This is a genomic window from Pseudomonas sp. M5A4_2d (assembly GCF_053345295.1).
Window position 1 is genome coordinate 1,085,530 of sequence record NZ_JBKEZW010000001.1, and the last position, 18,559, is coordinate 1,104,088.

Sequence of the window (18,559 nt, forward strand, 5' to 3'; positions counted from 1 at the left end):
GTGGGAGCAGGCTTGTCTGGGAGGCGGCTTGCTCCCACATTCCGAGTGCAAAGGGTCCAAAGATCAGGGGTTTTCCAGGTCATGCCCCAGCGACTGGATAAACAACGAAAACAGTTCCGGCTGTGACGAAACATCCAGCTTCGCGTACAGATGGCGCCGGTGCACCTTCACGGTGTCCGGCGAGATCTTCAGGCGCTCGGCCATGGCTTTGGACGAAAAACCGCGCAGTACCAGTCGCGCGACTTCCAGTTCGCGTTCCGAGAGTACGCCGCTGCCGAAATGGCTCAGCGCATCCCTGATCTGGCTGTCCATGGCCGGCGCGCGCAGGGTACTTTGCTGCCAATGCTGCTGCATCAACGGCAGCACCCATGCCGCCAGCATGGCCATCAGCCCGGTTTCTTCAACGCTGAACCGCCGTTGCATGCCCAGCGATAACGACAAGGTGCCCATTCCCGGCAATTGCAGAATGAACTGCACCTCGTCCTCCAGCACGTTGTCGTGGAAGTAGTTGAGGAAGTATTCACTCTGGCGAAAATGGTCCGGCGCCACTTCCTCCAGGCGGTACACGCCGCTTGCGTAGCCCTCGCGACAGGCCTGGTAAAACGGGTCGAGCAAATACAAGCCATTGAGGTACACCAGCATCGACGCTGGTTTGCTGCTGGGCTGGGCGTCGTATTCTTCCAAGGCCTGGGGCGGGCCGCCTTTAGGATAGAAAATTGCTAACGCGTTATCGAACGGCAGGCATTGGTGCAGCAACAACACCAGCTGTTTCCAGAATCGCTCGGTGCCGATGTGCGCGACGGTACGCCCCAAACCGGCGTGCATGCCGACCTCTCTGAACAGGCTCATGTAACAGGCTCCCGCCATCAAAAGATCGGCCAAGGGTTCGGCTTTTAACGAGTACCGTCAAGGGGAGTACGCCAATAGGGGAATTGGCCGGCATAAACACAGCGTTTACCTTTGCCACTGTCCAGTGGGAAACATATCCCGCAAAAGCCCGACTTTTCGTTTCTGCCTCCTACCAAAAACAACGACAGAGGATAACGATATGAGTGCTTCCCCCGCGCCAGATGGCGTGCTCAAGCCAACGCTGAGCGTTTTCGATGTGGTGGCCATTACGGTTTCGGCGGTCACGCCGGCCAGTTCCGTGTTTGTGATTGCGCCCTTTGCCATCCAGCAAGCGGGCAGTGGGGTATTCCTGGCGTTTGTGATGGCCGCGGTGCTCGCCCTGATGTTCGCGTTCTGTTACGCAGAGCTGGGCCGGGCGCACAACAGCGCCGGGGGTGAATACGTGTATGCCAAGCGGGTGTTTGGCGGTATGGCGGGTTATGCGACGTTTCTGACGGTGTTGGTGATGTTGCTGTTTATCCCGCCGGTACTGGCGACGGGGGCGGCGACTTACCTGAACAACGCCCTGGGCACGAGATTCGATTCGCAAACCGTGGCCCTGGTGATTGTGGTGTGCAGCTACGCCTTGGGCATCCTCAATATCAAGCTCAACGCCTGGATCACCGGCACCTGCCTGCTGTTGGAAGTGGCGGCGTTGCTGGTCATCGTGTTTATCGGCTTCGGTAACCCGGTGCAGCCCGCCAGCGTGTTGTTTCAACCGCAGATCGTCGAAAACGGCGTGCTGCACCTGGCGCCTTGGGCGTTGGTGATCGGTGCGGTGGGTATCGGCCTGTTCTCGTTCAATGGTTACGGCCCGGCCGTCTTGCTCGCCGAGGACATGAAGTGCGGTGGCAAAGGCGTGCACAAGGCGGTGTTGTGGTCGCTGGGCCTGGTGGTGGTGATCGAGCTGGTGCCTATCACCGCGCTGTTGATCGGCGCGCCGTCGCTGAGTGCGATGATCAGCAGCCCGGACCCGATTGGTTATTTGCTCACCAGCCATGGCAATGAAACCTTATCCCGACTGGTCAGCGCGGGGATCTTCCTGTCGGTGTTCAACGCAATCGTCGCCATCGTTATTCAGATTGGTCGCGTGGTGTTCAGCAGTGGCCGCGATGCCTTGTGGACGCCGCGCATCAACACACTGTTCACACGCATTCACCCGCGCTGGGATTCGCCGTGGCTGGCGACATTGTTCCTGGCCATTCCCTCGGCGCTGCTGAGCTTCAGCTCCAACCTGGCGGACCTCACTTCGTTCAGCGTGTTGCTGATCATGCTGGTGTACTTGGTGGTGGCGATGAGCGCGCTGATGAGCCGGGTGCTGCTGCGTGATCGCGAACATCCCTATCGCATGCCGTTGTGGCCGCTGCCGGCGCTGTTGGCGGTGCTGGGCGCGGGTTATTTGCTGGTTGCCCTGGTTGCACAAGCGTCCGTGCGCGACATCATGATTATCATCGGCTTGCTGGCCTTGTCGGTGATTTTGTATTGCATCAGTGGCCGGTCGAGTCCGGCGTTTCAGAAATTGTAAGGAGTGGGTATGCGTGCACGTCAATTGGGCATCACGTTGGGGCTGGGTACGCCTGGCGAATTGAATGCTATCACCGATGTTCCAGGCGTCCGGGTCGGCCACAGTACGCTCAAGACCCGTATCGACGGCAAGCAGGTGCGCACGGGCGTCACCGTGATCCAGCCGCGCGCCGGGGAGGCGCGGCACCAGCCCTGTTTTGCCGGCTACCACGTGCTCAATGGCAATGGCGACGCCACCGGCCTTGAGTGGATCAGCGAGGCCGGGTTGTTGACCACGCCAATGGCCATCACCAACACCCATAGCATCGGTATTGTGCGTGACACCTTGATCGCCCTGGAGCGCGAGCGCCTGGCGGACCCGGCGGTGTACTGGTGCATGCCGGTCGTCATGGAAACCTACGATGGCCTGCTCAACGACATCTGGGGCCAACACGTCAAACCCGAGCATGTGCGCCAGGCGCTGGACACTGCCGAGAGCGGCCCGGTGCAGGAGGGGGCGGTGGGCGGCGGCACCGGCATGATCTGCCATGAGTTCAAGGGCGGCATCGGCACGGCGTCCCGACGTTTGCCTGAAGCGCAAGGCGGCTGGACCGTCGGTGTATTGGTGCAGGCCAACCATGGCAAACGCCAGGAACTGCGGGTGGATGGCTACCCGGTGGGCCGCCAGTTGATGGGCATTGCTTCACCGTTCGCCGAACGGGGCACCCCGGGCATGGGCTCGATCGTGGTGATTATCGCCACTGACGCGCCGCTGCTGCCCCATCAATGCAAGCGCCTGGCGCAGCGCGCCTCCATCGGCATTGCCCGCACCGGTGGCGGCACCGAGGACTCCAGTGGCGACCTGTTCCTGGCCTTTGCCACCGGCAATCACGCGCTACCACCGGCGGATTACGCGCGCAAGGACCTGCCGCTGAGCACCGTGTTGCGCATGGTCAATAACGACCATATTTCGCCGCTGTTCAGCGCTGCGGCCGAGGCGGTGGAGGAGGCGATCATCAATGCCATGCTGGCCGGCGAGGACATGACCACGGATGACGGCGCCCAGGTGCCTGGGTTGGCGGGCGAGACTTTATTGGAGGCATTAGGCAAGTCGGGTTGGGGTGTGTCCCGGTAATAGGGGACACGTTAATTAAATAGTCTAAGTAATGGCTCTTTAATGTCGCCAATGACACCGTGACAATATATTGGATCCATTATTCAAGTGCGCCGCTCAACTAGAGCGGCGTTTCGTCTATTTAATATTTAAATAACAGTGGCTGGCAATTTGCCGCACAACAGCAATGCCGCCCAATAAATGCTACGCGCGACTTCTTTAAGTTGAATCTGCGTCACATTTTCAGTTCAGAAATATTTGTAGACGAAAGATTTCAAGTTGTGTCAGTTTCGATACGCCTTCAAAAGAGGCGAGTGATAGGACGATCTCGCCCGCGAGGTTCCTATCGACCAAAGACTGATGCACTTGCAAACAAGGAAGTACGTTTATGTCAAAAGTAAAAGACAAAGCTATTGTTTCTGCCGCGCAAGCCAGCACTGCTTACTCGCAAATCGATAGCTTTAGCCATTTATACGACCGTGGCGGCAACCTCACGGTTAATGGCAAACCGTCCTATTCCGTGGACCAGGCAGCCACCCAGCTGCTGCGTGATGGCGCCGCGTATCGGGATTTTGATGGCAACGGCAAGATTGATCTGACTTACACCTTCCTCACCTCGGCTTCCTCGGCCACCATGAACAAGCATGGCATCTCCGGGTTCAGCCAGTTCAACACCCAGCAGAAAGCACAGGCCGCACTGGCCATGCAATCCTGGTCGGATGTTGCCAACGTGACCTTTAGCGAAAAGGCCTCGGGCGGTGACGCACACATGACCTTCGGCAACTACAGCGGTGGCCAGGACGGCGCGGCAGCGTTCGCTTACCTGCCCGGCACCGGCGCAGGCTACGACGGCACTTCGTGGTACCTGACCAACAACAGCTACACGCCGAACAAGACGCCGGACCTGAATAACTATGGCCGGCAGACCCTGACCCACGAAATCGGCCACACCCTGGGCCTGGCTCACCCTGGCGACTACAACGCCGGGAATGGCAACCCGACCTATAACGACGCGACCTATGGACAGGACACGCGTGGCTACAGCGTCATGAGTTACTGGAGCGAGAGCAACACCAACCAGAACTTCAGTAAAGGCGGCGTCGAAGCTTATTCTTCGGGCCCGCTGATCGACGACATTGCCGCGATCCAGAAGCTCTACGGTGCCAACTACAGCACCCGCGCCGGCGACACCACCTACGGTTTCAACTCCAACACCGGGCGTGACTTCTATAGCGCCACCTCCAACGCCGACAAGCTGGTGTTTTCGGTATGGGACGGTGGCGGCAACGACACCCTGGACTTCTCCGGTTTTACCCAGAACCAGAAGATCAACCTCAATGAGGCCTCGTTCTCCGACGTTGGCGGCCTGGTCGGCAACGTGTCCATCGCCAAGGGCGTTACCGTCGAGAACGCGTTCGGTGGTTCGGGCAACGACCTGATCATTGGTAACAACGCAGCCAACCTCATCAAAGGCGGTGCCGGCAACGACATCATCTACGGTGGTGGCGGTGCGGACCAACTGTGGGGCGGCGCCGGCAACGACACCTTCGTGTTCGGTGCCAGTTCCGATTCCAAGCCGGGTGCGGCAGACAAGATCTTTGACTTCACCTCCGGTTCGGACAAGATCGACCTGTCCGGTATCACTAAAGGTGCAGGCTTGACCTTCGTCAACGCGTTCTCCGGGCATGCCGGCGACGCAGTGCTGAGTTATGCCTCGGGCACCAACCTGGGCACCTTGGCCGTGGACTTCTCCGGGCACGGCGTGGCGGATTTCCTCGTCACCACCGTTGGCCAGGCAGCGGCCAGCGACATCGTAGCGTGATGTAAAGCGCGCGGCGCTTCGGCGCCGCGCTCTAGGATGGAGCGAAAGATGCCGCGTTTTTCTCATTTGATCGCCTGTGCTTCACAGGTGTTGTTCGTTTCGGCAGGAGCCCATGTAATGGCGAGCAGTCTTGTTTTACCCACCACCGCGCAATTGGCCGGCCATTGGCAGTTACACCAGCAGGATCGGGTGTGCGCGCTGGACTTGCTCGAACAGGCCAATGCCCTGGCTGGTGATGTCGGCTGTGTCACCGCATGGCTGGGCGAGAAACCCCTGACCTGGACGCCCACCCCGGACGGTATCTGGCTGATGAATGCCGAAGGCACGGGCATTACCCATTTAAACCGCCAGAAAGAAGGCGAATATAAAGGGCGCACACCGTCCGGCACGGAAGTTGTACTGCAACGAATGCCTTAGTTAAAAGTTATAAGCATATAACTCGATTTTTATAGTTGGCCGCCCTTATTAAGGGTTTGGGCAACTATTGCGCGTCATTCGCTCACGGAAGATAAGAAGATATGGCGAAGTCCCATGCGGTTGCGCCCTTATTCAGGGCGTTGGGTGAATACAAGAGTATTTTGATCAGCATCGGCTGCTTCACGGCGTTGATTAACCTGTTGATGCTGGTGCCGTCGATTTACATGCTGCAAGTTTATGACCGTGTGCTGTCCTCCCAGAATGAAACCACCCTGGTGATGTTGACGCTGATGGTCGTGGGCTTCTTTGCCTTTATCGGCACCCTGGAAGTCGTGCGCAGTTTTATCGTGATTCGTATCGGTAGCCAGCTGGAGCGGCGTTTCAACTTGCGCGTGTACAAGGCTGCGTTTGAACGCAACCTGCAGCGGGGCCAGGGGCATGCCGGGCAATCTCTCGGCGATTTGACGGTTATCCGGCAGTTCATCACCGGGCCGGCGCTGTTCGCGTTCTTCGATGCGCCGTGGTTTCCCATCTATCTGTTCGTGATTTTCCTGTTCAACGTGTGGCTCGGCGTGCTGGCAACTACGGGCGCGGTGCTGCTGATCGCGCTGGCGTGCCTGAATGAATACCTGACCAAAAAGCCGTTGGGCGAGGCGGGGGCGTTCTCGCAGCAGTCCACGCAGTTGGCGACCAGCCATTTGCATAACGCCGAAACGATCCAGGCCATGGGCATGCTCGGCGCGTTGCGCAAACGCTGGTTTGCCGTGCATTCGCAATTTCTCGGCTATCAGAACACGGCCAGCGATACCGGCTCGGTGATCACCTCGCTGAGCAAGTCCCTGCGTCTGTGCCTGCAATCGTTGGTGCTGGGCCTGGGCGCATTTTTGGTGATCAAGGGCGAGATGACCGCCGGGATGATGATCGCCGGCTCCATCCTCATGGGCCGCGTGCTCAGCCCCATCGACCAGTTGATTGCGGTGTGGAAGCAGTGGAGTTCGGCCAAGCTGGCCTACCAGCGGCTTGACGAGTTGCTGCGTGAATTCCCGCCGGAAGTTGAGCAGATGGCGTTGCCGGCCCCCAAGGGCCAGGTCAGTTTCGAGCAAGTCAGCGCAGGCCCGCCGGGGCGGCGCATGGCGACCTTGCATCAAGTCAGCTTCAGCCTCGGCGCGGGCGAAGTGCTGGGCGTGCTCGGCGCGTCGGGTTCGGGCAAATCCACCCTGGCCCGCGTGCTGGTGGGCGTGTGGCCAACCCTGGCCGGCACCGTGCGCCTGGACGGCGCGGATATTCATCGCTGGGACCGCGACGACCTTGGCCCGCATATCGGTTACTTGCCCCAGGACATCGAACTGTTCAGCGGCAGCATCGCCGACAACATCGCACGCTTTCGCGATGCCGACCCGGAACTCGTGGTCAAAGCCGCGCAACAAGCCGGTGTACATGAACTGATCCTGCGCCTGCCCCAAGGCTACGACACCGTGCTGGGCGACAACGGCGGCGGCCTCTCCGGTGGCCAGAAACAACGCGTGGCGCTGGCGCGTGCGCTGTACGGCGGCCCGCGCTTGATCGTGCTGGATGAGCCCAACTCCAACCTCGACACCGTCGGCGAAGCGGCCTTGGCCAGCGCCATCGTGCAGATGAAAGCCCAGGGCAGCAGCGTTGTGCTGGTGACTCACCGTTCCTCGGCGTTGGCCCAGGCCGACAAGTTACTGGTGCTCAACGAAGGGCGTCTGCAGGCGTTCGGGCCGAGCCAGGAAGTGCTGCGCGCCTTGTCGGGCCAGCAGGAAGCACCCCGCGAAAAGGCCGGCGTGAGCCTCAGCCGTCAGTACCAAGCCGGAAGGAATCCAGGCGCATGAGCAGCCTTATTGTTGAACCCCGTTTTGAACAGCGTGACGCCGGTTTCTTTGTCCGTATGGGCTGGTTGCTGACCCTGGTCGGCGCCGGTGGTTTTTTCCTCTGGGCCAGCCTGGCGCCGCTGGACCAGGGCATTCCGGTGCAAGGCACGGTGGTGGTGTCGGGCAAGCGCAAGGCGGTGCAAACCTTCAGCCCCGGCGTGGTCAGCCGGATCCTCGTGAAGGAAGGCGAACTGGTCAAACAGGGCCAGCCGCTGTTTCGCCTCGACCAGACCCAGAACCAGGCCGACGTGCAATCCCTGCAAGCCCAGTACCGCATGGCCTGGGCCAGCGTGGCGCGCTGGCAGAGTGAGCGTGACAACCGTTCCAGCATTACCTTTCCTGCCGAGTTGAGCGCCAACCCCGATCCGGCGTTGGCGCTCGTTCTGGAAGGCCAGCGCCAACTGTTCAGCAGCCGTCGCGAAGCCTTTGCCCGCGAACAAGCCGGTATCCGCGCGAACATTGACGGCGCCACCTCACAGTTGAGCGGCATGCGTCGCGCCCGCAGCGACCTGACCGCCCAGGCGCAATCGCTGCGTGACCAACTGAGCAACCTGCAACCGTTGGCCGACAACGGCTACATCCCGCGCAACCGGCTAATGGAATACCAGCGCCAACTGTCCCAGGTTCAGCAAGACCTCGCCCAGAACACCGGCGAAAGCGGGCGTGTGGAGCAGGGCATCCTTGAGTCGCGCCTCAAGTTGCAGCAACACAGCGAGGAATATCAAAAGGAAGTACGCAGCCAACTGGCCGATGCGCAACTGCGCAGCCTGACCCTGGAGCAACAGCTCACCTCAGCCGGCTTCAACCTGCAACACAGCGAAATCAATGCGCCGGCCGATGGCATTGCGGTCAACCTCGGCGTGCACACCGAAGGTGCCGTGGTGCGTGCGGGCGAGACCCTGCTGGAAATTGTGCCGCAAGGCACGCGTCTGGAAGTCGAAGGGCACTTGCCGGTGCACCTGGTGGACAAGGTCGGTACGCACTTGCCGGTCGATATTCTCTTCACCGCCTTCAACCAGAGCCGCACGCCGCGGGTGCCGGGGGAAGTCAGCCTGATCTCCGCCGACCAGATGCTCGATGAAAAAACCGGCGCGCCGTACTACGTGCTGCGCACCACTGTGAGCGAGGTGGCGCTGGCGAAGCTGCATGGCCTGGTGATCAAGCCGGGCATGCCCGCCGAGATGTTCGTGCGCACCGGCGAGCGCTCGTTGCTCAATTACTTGTTCAAGCCGCTGCTCGACCGCGCCGGCTCCGCGTTGACCGAGGAATGAGCATGAAGCCTGTGTTCCTCGCCTTGCTTTTGAGCTGCACCGGTGCCCAAGCCGCCATGGGCCCGTTTGATGTCTACGAGCAGGCCCTGCGCAACGACCCGGTGTTTCTGGGCGCCATCAAGGAGCGCGACGCCGGCCTGGAAAACCGCACCATCGGTCGCGCCGGGCTGCTGCCGAGGCTGTCTTACAACTACAACAAGGGCCGCAACAACTCCAAAGCCACCTTGCCCGACGGGCGCGGCGGTAATTACCACGACAATCGTAACTACGACAGCTATGGCTCGACGTTCAGCCTGCAGCAGCCGCTGTTTGACTACGAAGCCTATGCCAACTACCGCAAGGGCGTGGCCCAGTCGCTGTTTGCCGATGAAAGCTTTCGCGACAAGAGCCAGGCGCTGCTGGTGCGGGTGCTGAGCTATTACACCCAGGCACTGTTTGCCCAGGACCAGATCGATATTGCCCGCGCCAAAAAGAAGGCCTTCGAGCAGCAGTTCCAGCAGAACCAGCACCTGTTCCAACAGGGCGAGGGCACCCGCACCGACATCCTCGAAGCCGAATCCCGTTACGAGCTGGCCACTGCCGAAGAAATCCAGGCGCTGGATGAACAAGATGCGTCGTTACGCGAGCTGGGTGCGTTGATCGGCGTGCAGAGCGTCAACATCAATGACCTGGCGCCACTGAACCAAAGCTTTGCCGCTTTCACGTTGACCCCGGCCAACTACGACACCTGGCATGAACTGGCGATCAGCAATAACCCCACGCTGGCCTCCCAGCGCCAGGCCGTGGAAGTGGCGCGTTATGAAGTGGAGCGCAACCGCGCCGGGCATCTGCCGAAGATCACCGCGTATGCCAGTTCACGCCAGCAGGAATCCGACAGCGGCAACACCTACAACCAGCGCTACGACACCAACACCATCGGCGTCGAAGTGAGCGTGCCGCTGTATGCCGGTGGCGGCATCTCGGCCTCTACCCGTCAGGCCAGTCGCAGCATGGAACAGGCCGAGTACGAGCTGGAAGGCAAAACCCGCGAAACCCTGATTGAGCTGCGTCGCCAGTTCAGCGCTTGCCTGTCGGGGGTGAGTAAATTGCGCGCCTATCAAAAAGCCCTGACGTCGGCCGAGGCGCTGGTGGTGTCTACCAAGCAAAGCATCCTCGGCGGCGAGCGGGTCAACCTCGACGCGTTGAACGCCGAGCAGCAGTTGTACAGCACCCGTCGCGACCTGGCCCAGGCTCGGTATGACTACCTGATGGCCTGGACCAAATTGCACTACTACGCGGGCAACTTGCGCGACACCGACCTTGCGAAAGTCGATGAGGCCTTCGGCCCTGTGAAATGAGCACATATAAAAACAATAAGGATGGTTTAGATGATCACCGATTCACCGCGTTTCAAACCGTTTACCGCAGGCTCCTTGCTCCTGTTGTCCGTTGCGGCACAGGCGGCCTATACCGAGACCGGCCAACCCGGTAACCCTGCCAGTTGGCGTTCCGCCGAATTCCAGAGCGACTGGGGCCTGGGTCGCATGAAGGCGGATGAAGCCTATGCCGCCGGCATCACCGGCAACGGGGTCAAGGTCGGTGCGCTGGACTCAGGCTTCGATCCCAATCATCCCGAGGCTTCCAAAGACCGCTATCACGCCGTCACCGCCACAGGCACCTACGTCGATGGCAGCCCGTTCAGCACCACCGGTGCGCTCAACCCCAATAACGACTCCCACGGCACCCATGTCACCGGCACCATGGGCGCCGCCCGTGATGGCACCGGCATGCACGGCGTGGCCTACAACGCGCAAATCTATGTGGGCAATACCAACGCCAACGACAGCTTCCTGTTTGGCCCGACCCCGGACCCCAAGTATTTCAAGACGGTGTACAGCGCGTTGGTGGATTCCGGTGTGCGGGCCATCAACAACAGTTGGGGCAGCCAGCCCAAGGACGTCAGCTACCAAACCCTCGGCGACCTGCATGCGGCCTACGCCCAGCATTACAACCAGGGCACGTGGCTGGATGCGGCGGCGGACGTGGCGAAGGCCGGCGTTATCAACGTGTTCAGTGCCGGTAACAGCGGTTACGCGAACGCGAGTGTGCGTTCGGCGTTGCCGTATTTCCAGCCGGAACTGGAAGGCCACTGGTTGGCCGTGTCGGGTTTGGACAAGGCGAATAACCAGAAATACAACAAGTGCGGGATCGCCAAATACTGGTGCATTTCCACACCGGGCGCGCTGATCAATAGCACCATTCCCGATGGCGGTTATGGGGTGAAATCCGGCACCTCGATGTCGGCGCCCCATGCCACGGGCGCGCTGGCGCTGGTCATGGAACGCTACCCGTACATGACCAATGAGCAGGCGTTGCAGGTGCTGTTGACCACCGCCACGCAGCTCGACGGTTCTGTCACTCAAGCACCGAATACCATCGTGGGCTGGGGCGTGCCAGACCTCGGCCGAGCAATGCACGGGCCGGGGCAATTGCTTGGCCCGATGAATGTCAGCCTGGCCGCCGGGCAGGGTGATGTCTGGAGCAATGCAATCTCCGATCAGGCCTTGCTCCAGCGCCAGGCCGAGGACCGCGCCGAGCACAGCGCCTGGCAGCAAACCCTGGTCGACAAGGGCTGGCAAAACGGCGTGGGCGCGACCGCCAGCCAGCAGGACAAGACCGATTACGCCGTTGGCAACGCCCGCGACCAGGCCGCTGCAAACCGGGTATATGAAGGCAGCCTGATCAAATCCGGTGCCGGCAGCCTGGTACTCAGCGGCGACAGCACCTACCGTGGCGCGACCAGCGTTAATGGGGGGTTGTTGGCCGTGAATGGCGCGTTGACCTCGGCCGTGACCGTCAACACCAGCGGCACACTCGGCGGTTCCGGGCGTATCGGCGCCTTGTCGGTGAACAGCGGCGGCACGGTGGCACCGGGCAACTCCGTGGGCACTTTGCAGGTGGCCGGCGATGTGAACCTGGGCGCGGGCTCCACGTATGCGGTGGAGCTGACCCCCACCAGCAGCGACCGCATTGTCGCGGGCGGCAAGGCCGTGCTGGGCGGCGGCACCGTAACCCTGGCGCTGGAAAACAGCCCGACGTTACTCAGCCAGAACCAGGTGCACAGCCTGATTGGCCGTCAATACACCATCCTCCAGGCGGCGGGTGGCATCCAGGGCCAGTTTGGCCAGGTGCTGCCCAACTACGTGTTCCTCGGCGGCACACTCGATTACGCCGCCAATGGCGTGCAGTTGGACGTGGGGCGCAACAACGCCACATTCGCCAGCGTCGCCGCCACCCGAAACCAGCGCAACGTTGCGGCCGCCGCCGAGCAACTCGGCGCCGGTAACCCGGTGTATGAGAGCGTGTTGTTGTCGGACTCGGTCGCCACCGCGCGCCAAGGCTTGCAGCAATTGTCCGGTGAAATCTACCCGGCGATTGGCGCGATGCTGATCAACGACAGCCTGCAACTGCGCGACGCCGTCGGCGAGCGCCTGCGCCATGTGCCGGTGAACGGTGAAAGCAACCTGTGGCTCAAGGCGCTCGGCGCCTGGGGCAAGACCGACAGCCGCAGCGAAACGGCTGGCGCCAACACCTCGATCGGCGGCCTGCTGGCCGGTGTCGACGGTGCACTCGACGAGCAGACCCGTGTGGGTGTGGTTGCCGGCTACAGCGACAGCTCGCTGAATATGGGCAGCGGCACGCATTCGTCGGCGTCCATCGACAGTTACCACTTCGGCGCGTATGCCGGGCGTGAATTGGGCGACTGGCGCGTCAGCGTCGGCGGTGCCTACAGCTGGCATCGCGGCGATGTGAAGCGTGAGCTGCAATACGGCGAAGTCAGCGGCAAGCAAAAGACCAAGCTGGACGCGCGCACGGCCCAGCTGTTCACCGAAGCCGCGTACCGCATTCACCTGCAACCGCTGGCGCTGGAGCCGTTCGCCAACCTGGCCTACGTGCACCTGGACAGTGACTCTTTCCACGAAAAAGGCGATGCCGCAGCGCTTGAGCGTGGCAGTGATCGGCGCGATGCCGTGCTCAGCACCCTTGGTGTGCGGGCGCTGAAAACCCTGCCTCTGAATGACCATCAGCAGCTTGAACTCTCCGGCTCCCTGGGCTGGCAACACAGCCTCACGGCGGTTGATTCCGAAGAGCATTTGGCGTTTGTCGCAGGCGGGCCTTCATTTGCCGTGCGCAGTTCGCCGTTGCTGCGCGATGCCGCACTGGTCGGTGTGCAGGCCAGCCTCGCGCTGAGCCCGACCACACGGGTCAACCTGGATTACAACGGCCAGTTGGGTGGCCGTGAGAAAACCCAGGGCGTGGGGCTGAGCCTGAACTGGCAGTTCTAGAGGGCAGCGCAGGTCAGAAGGTGGGAGCGGGCGTGCTCGCGAAGACGGTGGGTCAGTGATGAATGCGACGACTGATACACCGCTTTCGCGAGCAAGCCCGCTCCCACACTGGCACTGCGGCGCTGAAGAAAAGTGATTCACATACTGGCAATAAGAAAACTAAGGAAGGTCACCGTGAAAAAACACAAGTCAGGGTTAATTACCGCCACTCACACAGGCCCGGGCTATCCGCTCAAGGCCTTGAGCTGCGTGCCATACGGCGCGTTGCTGTGCTGCCTGGCAAGCCTGGGAACCGCCCAGGCCGCACCCTATGTGGAAGCGGGCAAACTGGGCGACGCCGCGAGCTGGCGCAGCAACGAGTTCAAGGCCGATTGGGGCCTGGGCGCCGTGCACGCGGACGCTGCCTACGCCGCCGGCTACACCGGCAAGGGCATCAAGCTGGGCATCTTCGACCAGCCGGTGTACGCCCAGCACCCGGAATTCGCCAGCCCCGGCAAGGTGGTGACGATTGTCACCGAGGGCATCCGCCAATACACCGACCCGTATATTCCGGTGAAGGCGGGCGATGCGTTCCGTTATGACGGCACGCCGTCCCAGGATTCCAACGGCAAGCTGGGTAACCACGGCACCCACGTCGGCGGCATTGCCGCCGGTAACCGTGACGGCGGGCCGATGCATGGCGTGGCCTTCAATGCGCAAATCATCAGCGCAGAAAACGGCGACCCAGGGCCGGAAGACGGGATCATCCTCGGCAACGACGGCGCGGTGTACAAGGCAGGCTGGGATGGGCTGGTCGCCAGCGGCGCCCGGATCATCAACAACAGCTGGGGCATCGGCATTGGTGACCAGTACGCCAAAGGCGGTCGCGATCCGGCGTACCCGAACTTCACGGTCAATGAAGCGCAGGCGCAGTTCAATAACATCCGGCCGATCCTCGGCACGCTTGCCGGTGGTGCTTATCAAGGCGCAATCGATGCGGCCCGCAGCGGCGTGCTGACCATCTTTGCCGCCGGTAACGACTACAACCGCAACAACCCGGATGCAATGTCGGGCCTGGCGTACTTTGTGCCGGAGATTGCACCGAACTGGCTGTCGGTAGCCGCCTTGCAGCAAAACCCGGATACCACGAGTCCCAATCCGTATGTGATCAGCACCTTCTCGTCGCGCTGCGGGTATGCGGCGAGCTTCTGTGTGTCGGCGCCGGGCACGAAGATTTTCAGCTCGATCATCAACGGCACCACCCTTGCCAACCTCACCACCGACTGGGCCAACAAAAACGGCACCTCCATGGCTGCCCCCCATGTGGCGGGCGCCGCGGCGGTGCTGATGGAGCGCTTCCCGTACATGAGCGGCGAGCAGGTCTCCACCGTGCTCAAAACCACCGCTACCGACCTCGGCGCGCCGGGCATCGACGCGCTGTACGGCTGGGGCATGATCAACCTGGGCAAGGCGGTTAACGGGCCAGGGATGTTTATTACCGCCGAAGATATCCCGGCTGAGTTCCGTATCGACGGGGCGTATGGCAGCGGGCAGTTTGTCGCGGATTTGCCAGGGATCGGCGCCGTGGTGGATGCCGGCAAACCGACCCAACGCCTGTGCACGGACGTGCATTGCGGGTTGGACGTGTGGAGCAACAATATTTCAGGCCATGGCGGCCTGACCAAGCAGGGCATCGGCACCCTGGTGCTGACCGGCGCTAACACCTACAGCGGCCCGACCCTGGTCAATCAAGGTTTGCTGGCGATCAACGGCTCGGTCACTTCCGACGTGACCGTCGGCCAGAGCGGTGTGCTCGGTGGCTCGGGGCGCATCGGTTCGCTGAGCGCAAAAAGCGGCGGCACCGTGGCACCGGGTAATTCCATCGGCACGCTGAATGTGGCGGGTAATGTCACCTTTGACGCAGGGTCGACCTACGCGGTGGAGTTGTCGCCGACCAGCAGTGACCGAATTGTCGCCGGGGGGACCGCCACGCTCAATGGCGGCACTGTGACCCTGGCCCTGGAAAACAGCCCGACGCTGCTGACCAATGCGCAGGCTGGAAGCTTGATCGGTCGCCAGTACAACATCCTGCAAGCCGCAGGTGGCGTAACCGGCAGTTTCGGTGCAGTAGTGCCGAACTACCTGTTTGTCGGTGGCACCTTGAACTACGCCGCCACTGGCGTGCAACTGGACGTGGCGCGTACCAACAGCTTCGCCAGTGTGGCCGTGACGCCAAACCAGCGTGCTGTGGCGGCTGCGGCCGACCAATTGGGCGCGGGCAATGCGGTGTATGAAAGCTTGTTGCTGGCGCCGACTGCAGCCTCGGCGCAAGGTGCGTTCCAACAGCTCTCCGGCGAAATTTATCCGGCGCTGCAAAGTGCGTTGGTGAATGACAGCCGTTACGTGCGTGAAGCGGTGGGCGAACGCCTGCGCAATGGCGAGATGGGCGCCAGCAGCCAGACCCTCGATAGCCGTGGCAACGTGTGGGTCAAGGCGTTGGGCGCGTGGGGCAAGACGGACAGCCGCAGCGACACGGCGGGCTACACCACGTCACTGGGCGGCATGCTCGCCGGTGTAGACGGCGCGCTGGACGAGGCGACCCGTATCGGCCTGGTCGCCGGCTACAGCGACACCTCGTTGAACATGGGCAACGACACCCACTCCCGGGCTTCGGTCGACAGCTACCACTTCGGTGCGTACGCCGGGCATGAGATCGGTGCCTTGCGCCTGAGCGGTGGTGCGACCTACAGCTGGCATCGCGCCGACGTGAAGCGCGACCTGCAATACGGCGACGTCTCCGGCAAGCAAAAAGTCAAAGTGGATGCGAGCAGCACCCAGGTGTTCGGCGAGGCGGCGTATCGCGTCAACCTGCAACCTTTGGCCCTGGAGCCGTTCGCCAACCTGGCCTACGTGCACCTGGACACCGACGGTTTCACCGAAAAGGGTGATGCCGCTGCGCTGAAAGGTCGCGACGACAGCCGTGATGTGGTGTTGAGCACCTTGGGCATGCGTGCGTTGAAGACCTTCAATGTCAATGACCACCAGCAACTCGAGGTGTCCGGCACGCTGGGCTGGCAGCACAACCTGAGCAGCACCGATTCCGAACAGCACCTGGCGTTTGCCTCTGGCGGTCCGTCGTTTGCGGTGGAAAGCGCACCGATGGTGCGTGATGCGGCATTGGTGGGCGCGCGGGTCAGCCTGGCGTTGAGCAAGGACGCGCGGGTGAACTTTGATTACAACGGCCTGCTGGCCAGCAAGGAAAAAATCCACGGGGTGGGGTTGAGCCTCGACTGGGCGTTCTAAGGGTTTCACACCCTTGCAGGGTGCCGGGCTTGTGTGGGAGCCGGGCTTGCCCGCGATGCAGGCACCTCGGTAGGTCAGTTGCACAGAGGTGATGCTATCGCAGGCAAGCCAGCTCCCACATAAAGCCTGTCCCCTCAGGGGCAACGGGTGTTTTCGCTTTCTCTACAAATCCAACAACAGAGAGGCACTACCATGGGTATCTTTGACTATAAAAACCTCGGCACCGAGGGTTCCAAAGCGCTGTTCGCCGATGCCATGGCGATCACGTTGTACTCCTACCACAACCTGGATAACGGCTTTGCCGTGGGTTACCAGCACAATGGCCTCGGGCTTGGTTTGCCGGCCACGCTGGTCGGTGCGCTGCTCGGGAGCACGGATTCACAGGGCGTGATCCCGGGCATTCCCTGGAACCCCGATTCGGAAAAAGCCGCGCTGGAGGCGGTGCAAAAAGCCGGTTGGACGCCGATCAGCGCAAGTACCCTCGGCTACGGCGGCAAAGTCGATGCGCGCGGCACGTTCTTTGGCGAAAAAGCCGGCTACACCACGGCGCAGGTCGAGGTGCTGGGCAAGTACGATGACGCCGGCAAACTGCTGGAAATCGGCATCGGCTTTCGTGGCACATCGGGGCCACGGGAAACCTTGATCAGCGACTCGATCGGCGACCTGATCAGCGATCTGCTCGCTGCCCTGGGCCCCAAGGATTACGCAAAAAACTACGCCGGCGAAGCCTTCGGCGGTTTGCTCAAAAACGTCGCCGATTACGCCGGTGCCCATGGCCTGACGGGCAAGGACGTGGTGGTCAGCGGCCACAGCCTGGGCGGCCTGGCGGTCAACAGCATGGCGGATTTGAGCACCAACAAATGGTCGGGCTTCTACAAGGACGCCAACTACGTGGCCTATGCATCACCGACCCAAAGCGCCGGCGACAAGGTGCTCAACATCGGCTATGAAAACGACCCGGTATTTCGCGCGCTGGACGGCTCCTCCTTCAATCTGTCGTCCCTGGGCGTGCACGACAAGCCCCACGAGTCGACCACCGATAATATCGTCAGCTTCAACGACCACTACGCCTCGACGCTGTGGAATGTGCTGCCGTTCTCCATCGTCAACCTGCCGACCTGGGTCTCGCACCTGCCGACCGCGTATGGCGACGGCATGACGCGCATCCTCGACTCCGGGTTCTATGACCAGATGACCCGTGATTCCACGGTAATCGTTGCCAACTTGTCCGACCCGGCGCGAGCCACTACCTGGGTGCAGGACCTCAACCGCAATGCCGAGCCGCACAAGGGCAATACCTTCATTATCGGCAGCGACGGCAACGACCTGATCCAGGGTGGCAAGGGCGCGGACTTTATCGAAGGCGGCAAAGGCAATGACACGATTCGCGACAACAGTGGGCATAACACCTTTCTGTTCAGCGGCCAGTTCGGCAACGATCGCGTGATTGGCTACCAGGCCACCGACAAACTGGTGTTCCAGGACGTGCAGGGGAGCACCGACCTGCGTGACCATGCCAAAGTGGTCGGCGCGGACACGGTGCTCACGTTTGGCGCCGACTCGGTGACCCTGGTCGGTGTCGGGCATGGCGGCCTGTGGGCGGACGGCGTCAGCATCGGCTGATCAACGCCAATTATGCCCCCGCCAGCCGCCACCCCAATACGGCCGGTGGGGGTTGCCATAGTCGTAACCGTAGACATGATGCGGATAGTAATAGGGCCGTGGGCCGTAACCCCAGTGGCCGTAATAGACCGGTGGAGGCGGGGCTTGCACCACGATCACCCTTGGCGGCTGACGAATGATGATGGTGTCGGCAAACGCCGGCGCACTGGCCAGGGCCGCCAGCGTCAGCGGAATCAGTAAAAGAGCGCGTACCGTCCGGGACATGAGTGCCATGGCCGTCTTTCTCCGTTCTACCACCCTCGAAAATGAAGGCGGCTTACCGGTTAAACGCCGGCAGGGCGAAAATCCTTCGGTAAATAAATCTTCACGGATCAACGGCGCAGCGCAGCGACGGATTGGGCCGGTCTCAGGCGTTTAATCAC

12 protein-coding genes are annotated in these 18,559 nt (G+C 61.5%); 10 read left to right on the forward strand and 2 right to left on the reverse strand.

Annotated elements, in window-relative coordinates; genetic code table 11:
• Window positions 1-63: 63 nt before the first annotated feature.
• Window positions 64-849: a helix-turn-helix transcriptional regulator gene (locus ACLBW8_RS04995; RefSeq protein ID WP_064452317.1), complete on the reverse strand. Its 786-nt coding sequence runs from the start codon at window positions 847-849 to the stop codon at window positions 64-66.
• A 199-nt stretch (window positions 850-1,048) separates the two neighbouring features.
• Between ACLBW8_RS04995 and ACLBW8_RS05000 the strand changes: the two genes are divergently transcribed.
• The 10 genes from ACLBW8_RS05000 (at window position 1,049) to ACLBW8_RS05045 (ending at window position 18,137) form a co-directional block, all read left to right on the forward strand.
• Window positions 1,049-2,413 (forward strand): APC family permease, encoded by a 1,365-nt coding sequence (locus ACLBW8_RS05000; protein WP_447804754.1) that lies wholly within the window; start codon window positions 1,049-1,051, stop codon window positions 2,411-2,413.
• Between the two features lie 9 nt (window positions 2,414-2,422).
• The gene (locus ACLBW8_RS05005) at window positions 2,423-3,526 is read left to right on the forward strand and encodes a DmpA family aminopeptidase (RefSeq protein WP_447804755.1); all 1,104 of its coding nucleotides are present in this window, start codon (window positions 2,423-2,425) and stop codon (window positions 3,524-3,526) included.
• 367 nt (window positions 3,527-3,893) lie between these two features.
• Window positions 3,894-5,327 carry a serralysin family metalloprotease gene (locus ACLBW8_RS05010; RefSeq protein WP_447804756.1) on the forward strand — a complete coding sequence of 478 codons (1,434 nt, stop codon included), beginning with the start codon at window positions 3,894-3,896 and terminating at the stop codon, window positions 5,325-5,327.
• 48 nt (window positions 5,328-5,375) lie between these two features.
• Entirely contained in the window at window positions 5,376-5,744 is a 369-nt protein-coding gene (locus ACLBW8_RS05015; protein ID WP_447804757.1) for a protease inhibitor Inh/omp19 family protein, read from the forward strand.
• 101 nt (window positions 5,745-5,845) lie between these two features.
• Entirely contained in the window at window positions 5,846-7,597 is a 1,752-nt protein-coding gene (locus ACLBW8_RS05020) for a type I secretion system permease/ATPase (protein WP_447804758.1), read from the forward strand.
• Window positions 7,594-8,907: an HlyD family type I secretion periplasmic adaptor subunit gene (locus ACLBW8_RS05025; RefSeq protein ID WP_053256168.1), complete on the forward strand. Its 1,314-nt coding sequence runs from the start codon at window positions 7,594-7,596 to the stop codon at window positions 8,905-8,907. Before ACLBW8_RS05020 ends, ACLBW8_RS05025 begins: the two co-directional genes overlap by 4 nt.
• A gap of 2 nt (window positions 8,908-8,909) precedes the next feature.
• Window positions 8,910-10,244 (forward strand): TolC family outer membrane protein, encoded by a 1,335-nt coding sequence (locus tag ACLBW8_RS05030; RefSeq protein WP_262667904.1) that lies wholly within the window; start codon window positions 8,910-8,912, stop codon window positions 10,242-10,244.
• 30 nt (window positions 10,245-10,274) lie between these two features.
• Window positions 10,275-13,232, forward strand: coding sequence for an autotransporter serine peptidase EprS (gene eprS, locus ACLBW8_RS05035; RefSeq protein ID WP_447804759.1), 2,958 nt, complete (start codon window positions 10,275-10,277; stop codon window positions 13,230-13,232).
• A gap of 174 nt (window positions 13,233-13,406) precedes the next feature.
• Window positions 13,407-16,514 carry an autotransporter outer membrane beta-barrel domain-containing protein gene (locus tag ACLBW8_RS05040; protein WP_447804760.1) on the forward strand — a complete coding sequence of 1,036 codons (3,108 nt, stop codon included), beginning with the start codon at window positions 13,407-13,409 and terminating at the stop codon, window positions 16,512-16,514.
• 192 nt (window positions 16,515-16,706) lie between these two features.
• Window positions 16,707-18,137: a polyurethane esterase gene (locus ACLBW8_RS05045; protein ID WP_407016967.1), complete on the forward strand. Its 1,431-nt coding sequence runs from the start codon at window positions 16,707-16,709 to the stop codon at window positions 18,135-18,137.
• On the opposite strand, the gene ACLBW8_RS05050 is transcribed toward ACLBW8_RS05045, so the two are convergent.
• Complete coding sequence (locus ACLBW8_RS05050; protein WP_447804761.1) at window positions 18,138-18,410, reverse strand: hypothetical protein; 273 nt, start codon at window positions 18,408-18,410, stop codon at window positions 18,138-18,140. It abuts the gene before it with no gap.
• Window positions 18,411-18,559: the final 149 nt, after the last annotated feature.

Bases quoted from the DNA above. Each gene is read 5' to 3' on its own strand.
- ACLBW8_RS04995 (WP_064452317.1), bottom strand. From the start codon at position 849: ATGAGCCTGTTCAGAGAGGTCGGCATGCACGCCGGTTTGGGGCGTACC.
- ACLBW8_RS05000 (WP_447804754.1), top strand. From the start codon at position 1,049: ATGAGTGCTTCCCCCGCGCCAGATGGCGTGCTCAAGCCAACGCTGAGC.
- ACLBW8_RS05005 (WP_447804755.1), top strand. From the start codon at position 2,423: ATGCGTGCACGTCAATTGGGCATCACGTTGGGGCTGGGTACGCCTGGC.
- ACLBW8_RS05010 (WP_447804756.1), top strand. From the start codon at position 3,894: ATGTCAAAAGTAAAAGACAAAGCTATTGTTTCTGCCGCGCAAGCCAGC.
- ACLBW8_RS05015 (WP_447804757.1), top strand. From the start codon at position 5,376: ATGCCGCGTTTTTCTCATTTGATCGCCTGTGCTTCACAGGTGTTGTTC.
- ACLBW8_RS05020 (WP_447804758.1), top strand. From the start codon at position 5,846: ATGGCGAAGTCCCATGCGGTTGCGCCCTTATTCAGGGCGTTGGGTGAA.
- ACLBW8_RS05025 (WP_053256168.1), top strand. From the start codon at position 7,594: ATGAGCAGCCTTATTGTTGAACCCCGTTTTGAACAGCGTGACGCCGGT.
- ACLBW8_RS05030 (WP_262667904.1), top strand. From the start codon at position 8,910: ATGAAGCCTGTGTTCCTCGCCTTGCTTTTGAGCTGCACCGGTGCCCAA.
- eprS (WP_447804759.1), top strand. From the start codon at position 10,275: ATGATCACCGATTCACCGCGTTTCAAACCGTTTACCGCAGGCTCCTTG.
- ACLBW8_RS05045 (WP_407016967.1), top strand. From the start codon at position 16,707: ATGGGTATCTTTGACTATAAAAACCTCGGCACCGAGGGTTCCAAAGCG.
- ACLBW8_RS05050 (WP_447804761.1), bottom strand. From the start codon at position 18,410: ATGGCACTCATGTCCCGGACGGTACGCGCTCTTTTACTGATTCCGCTG.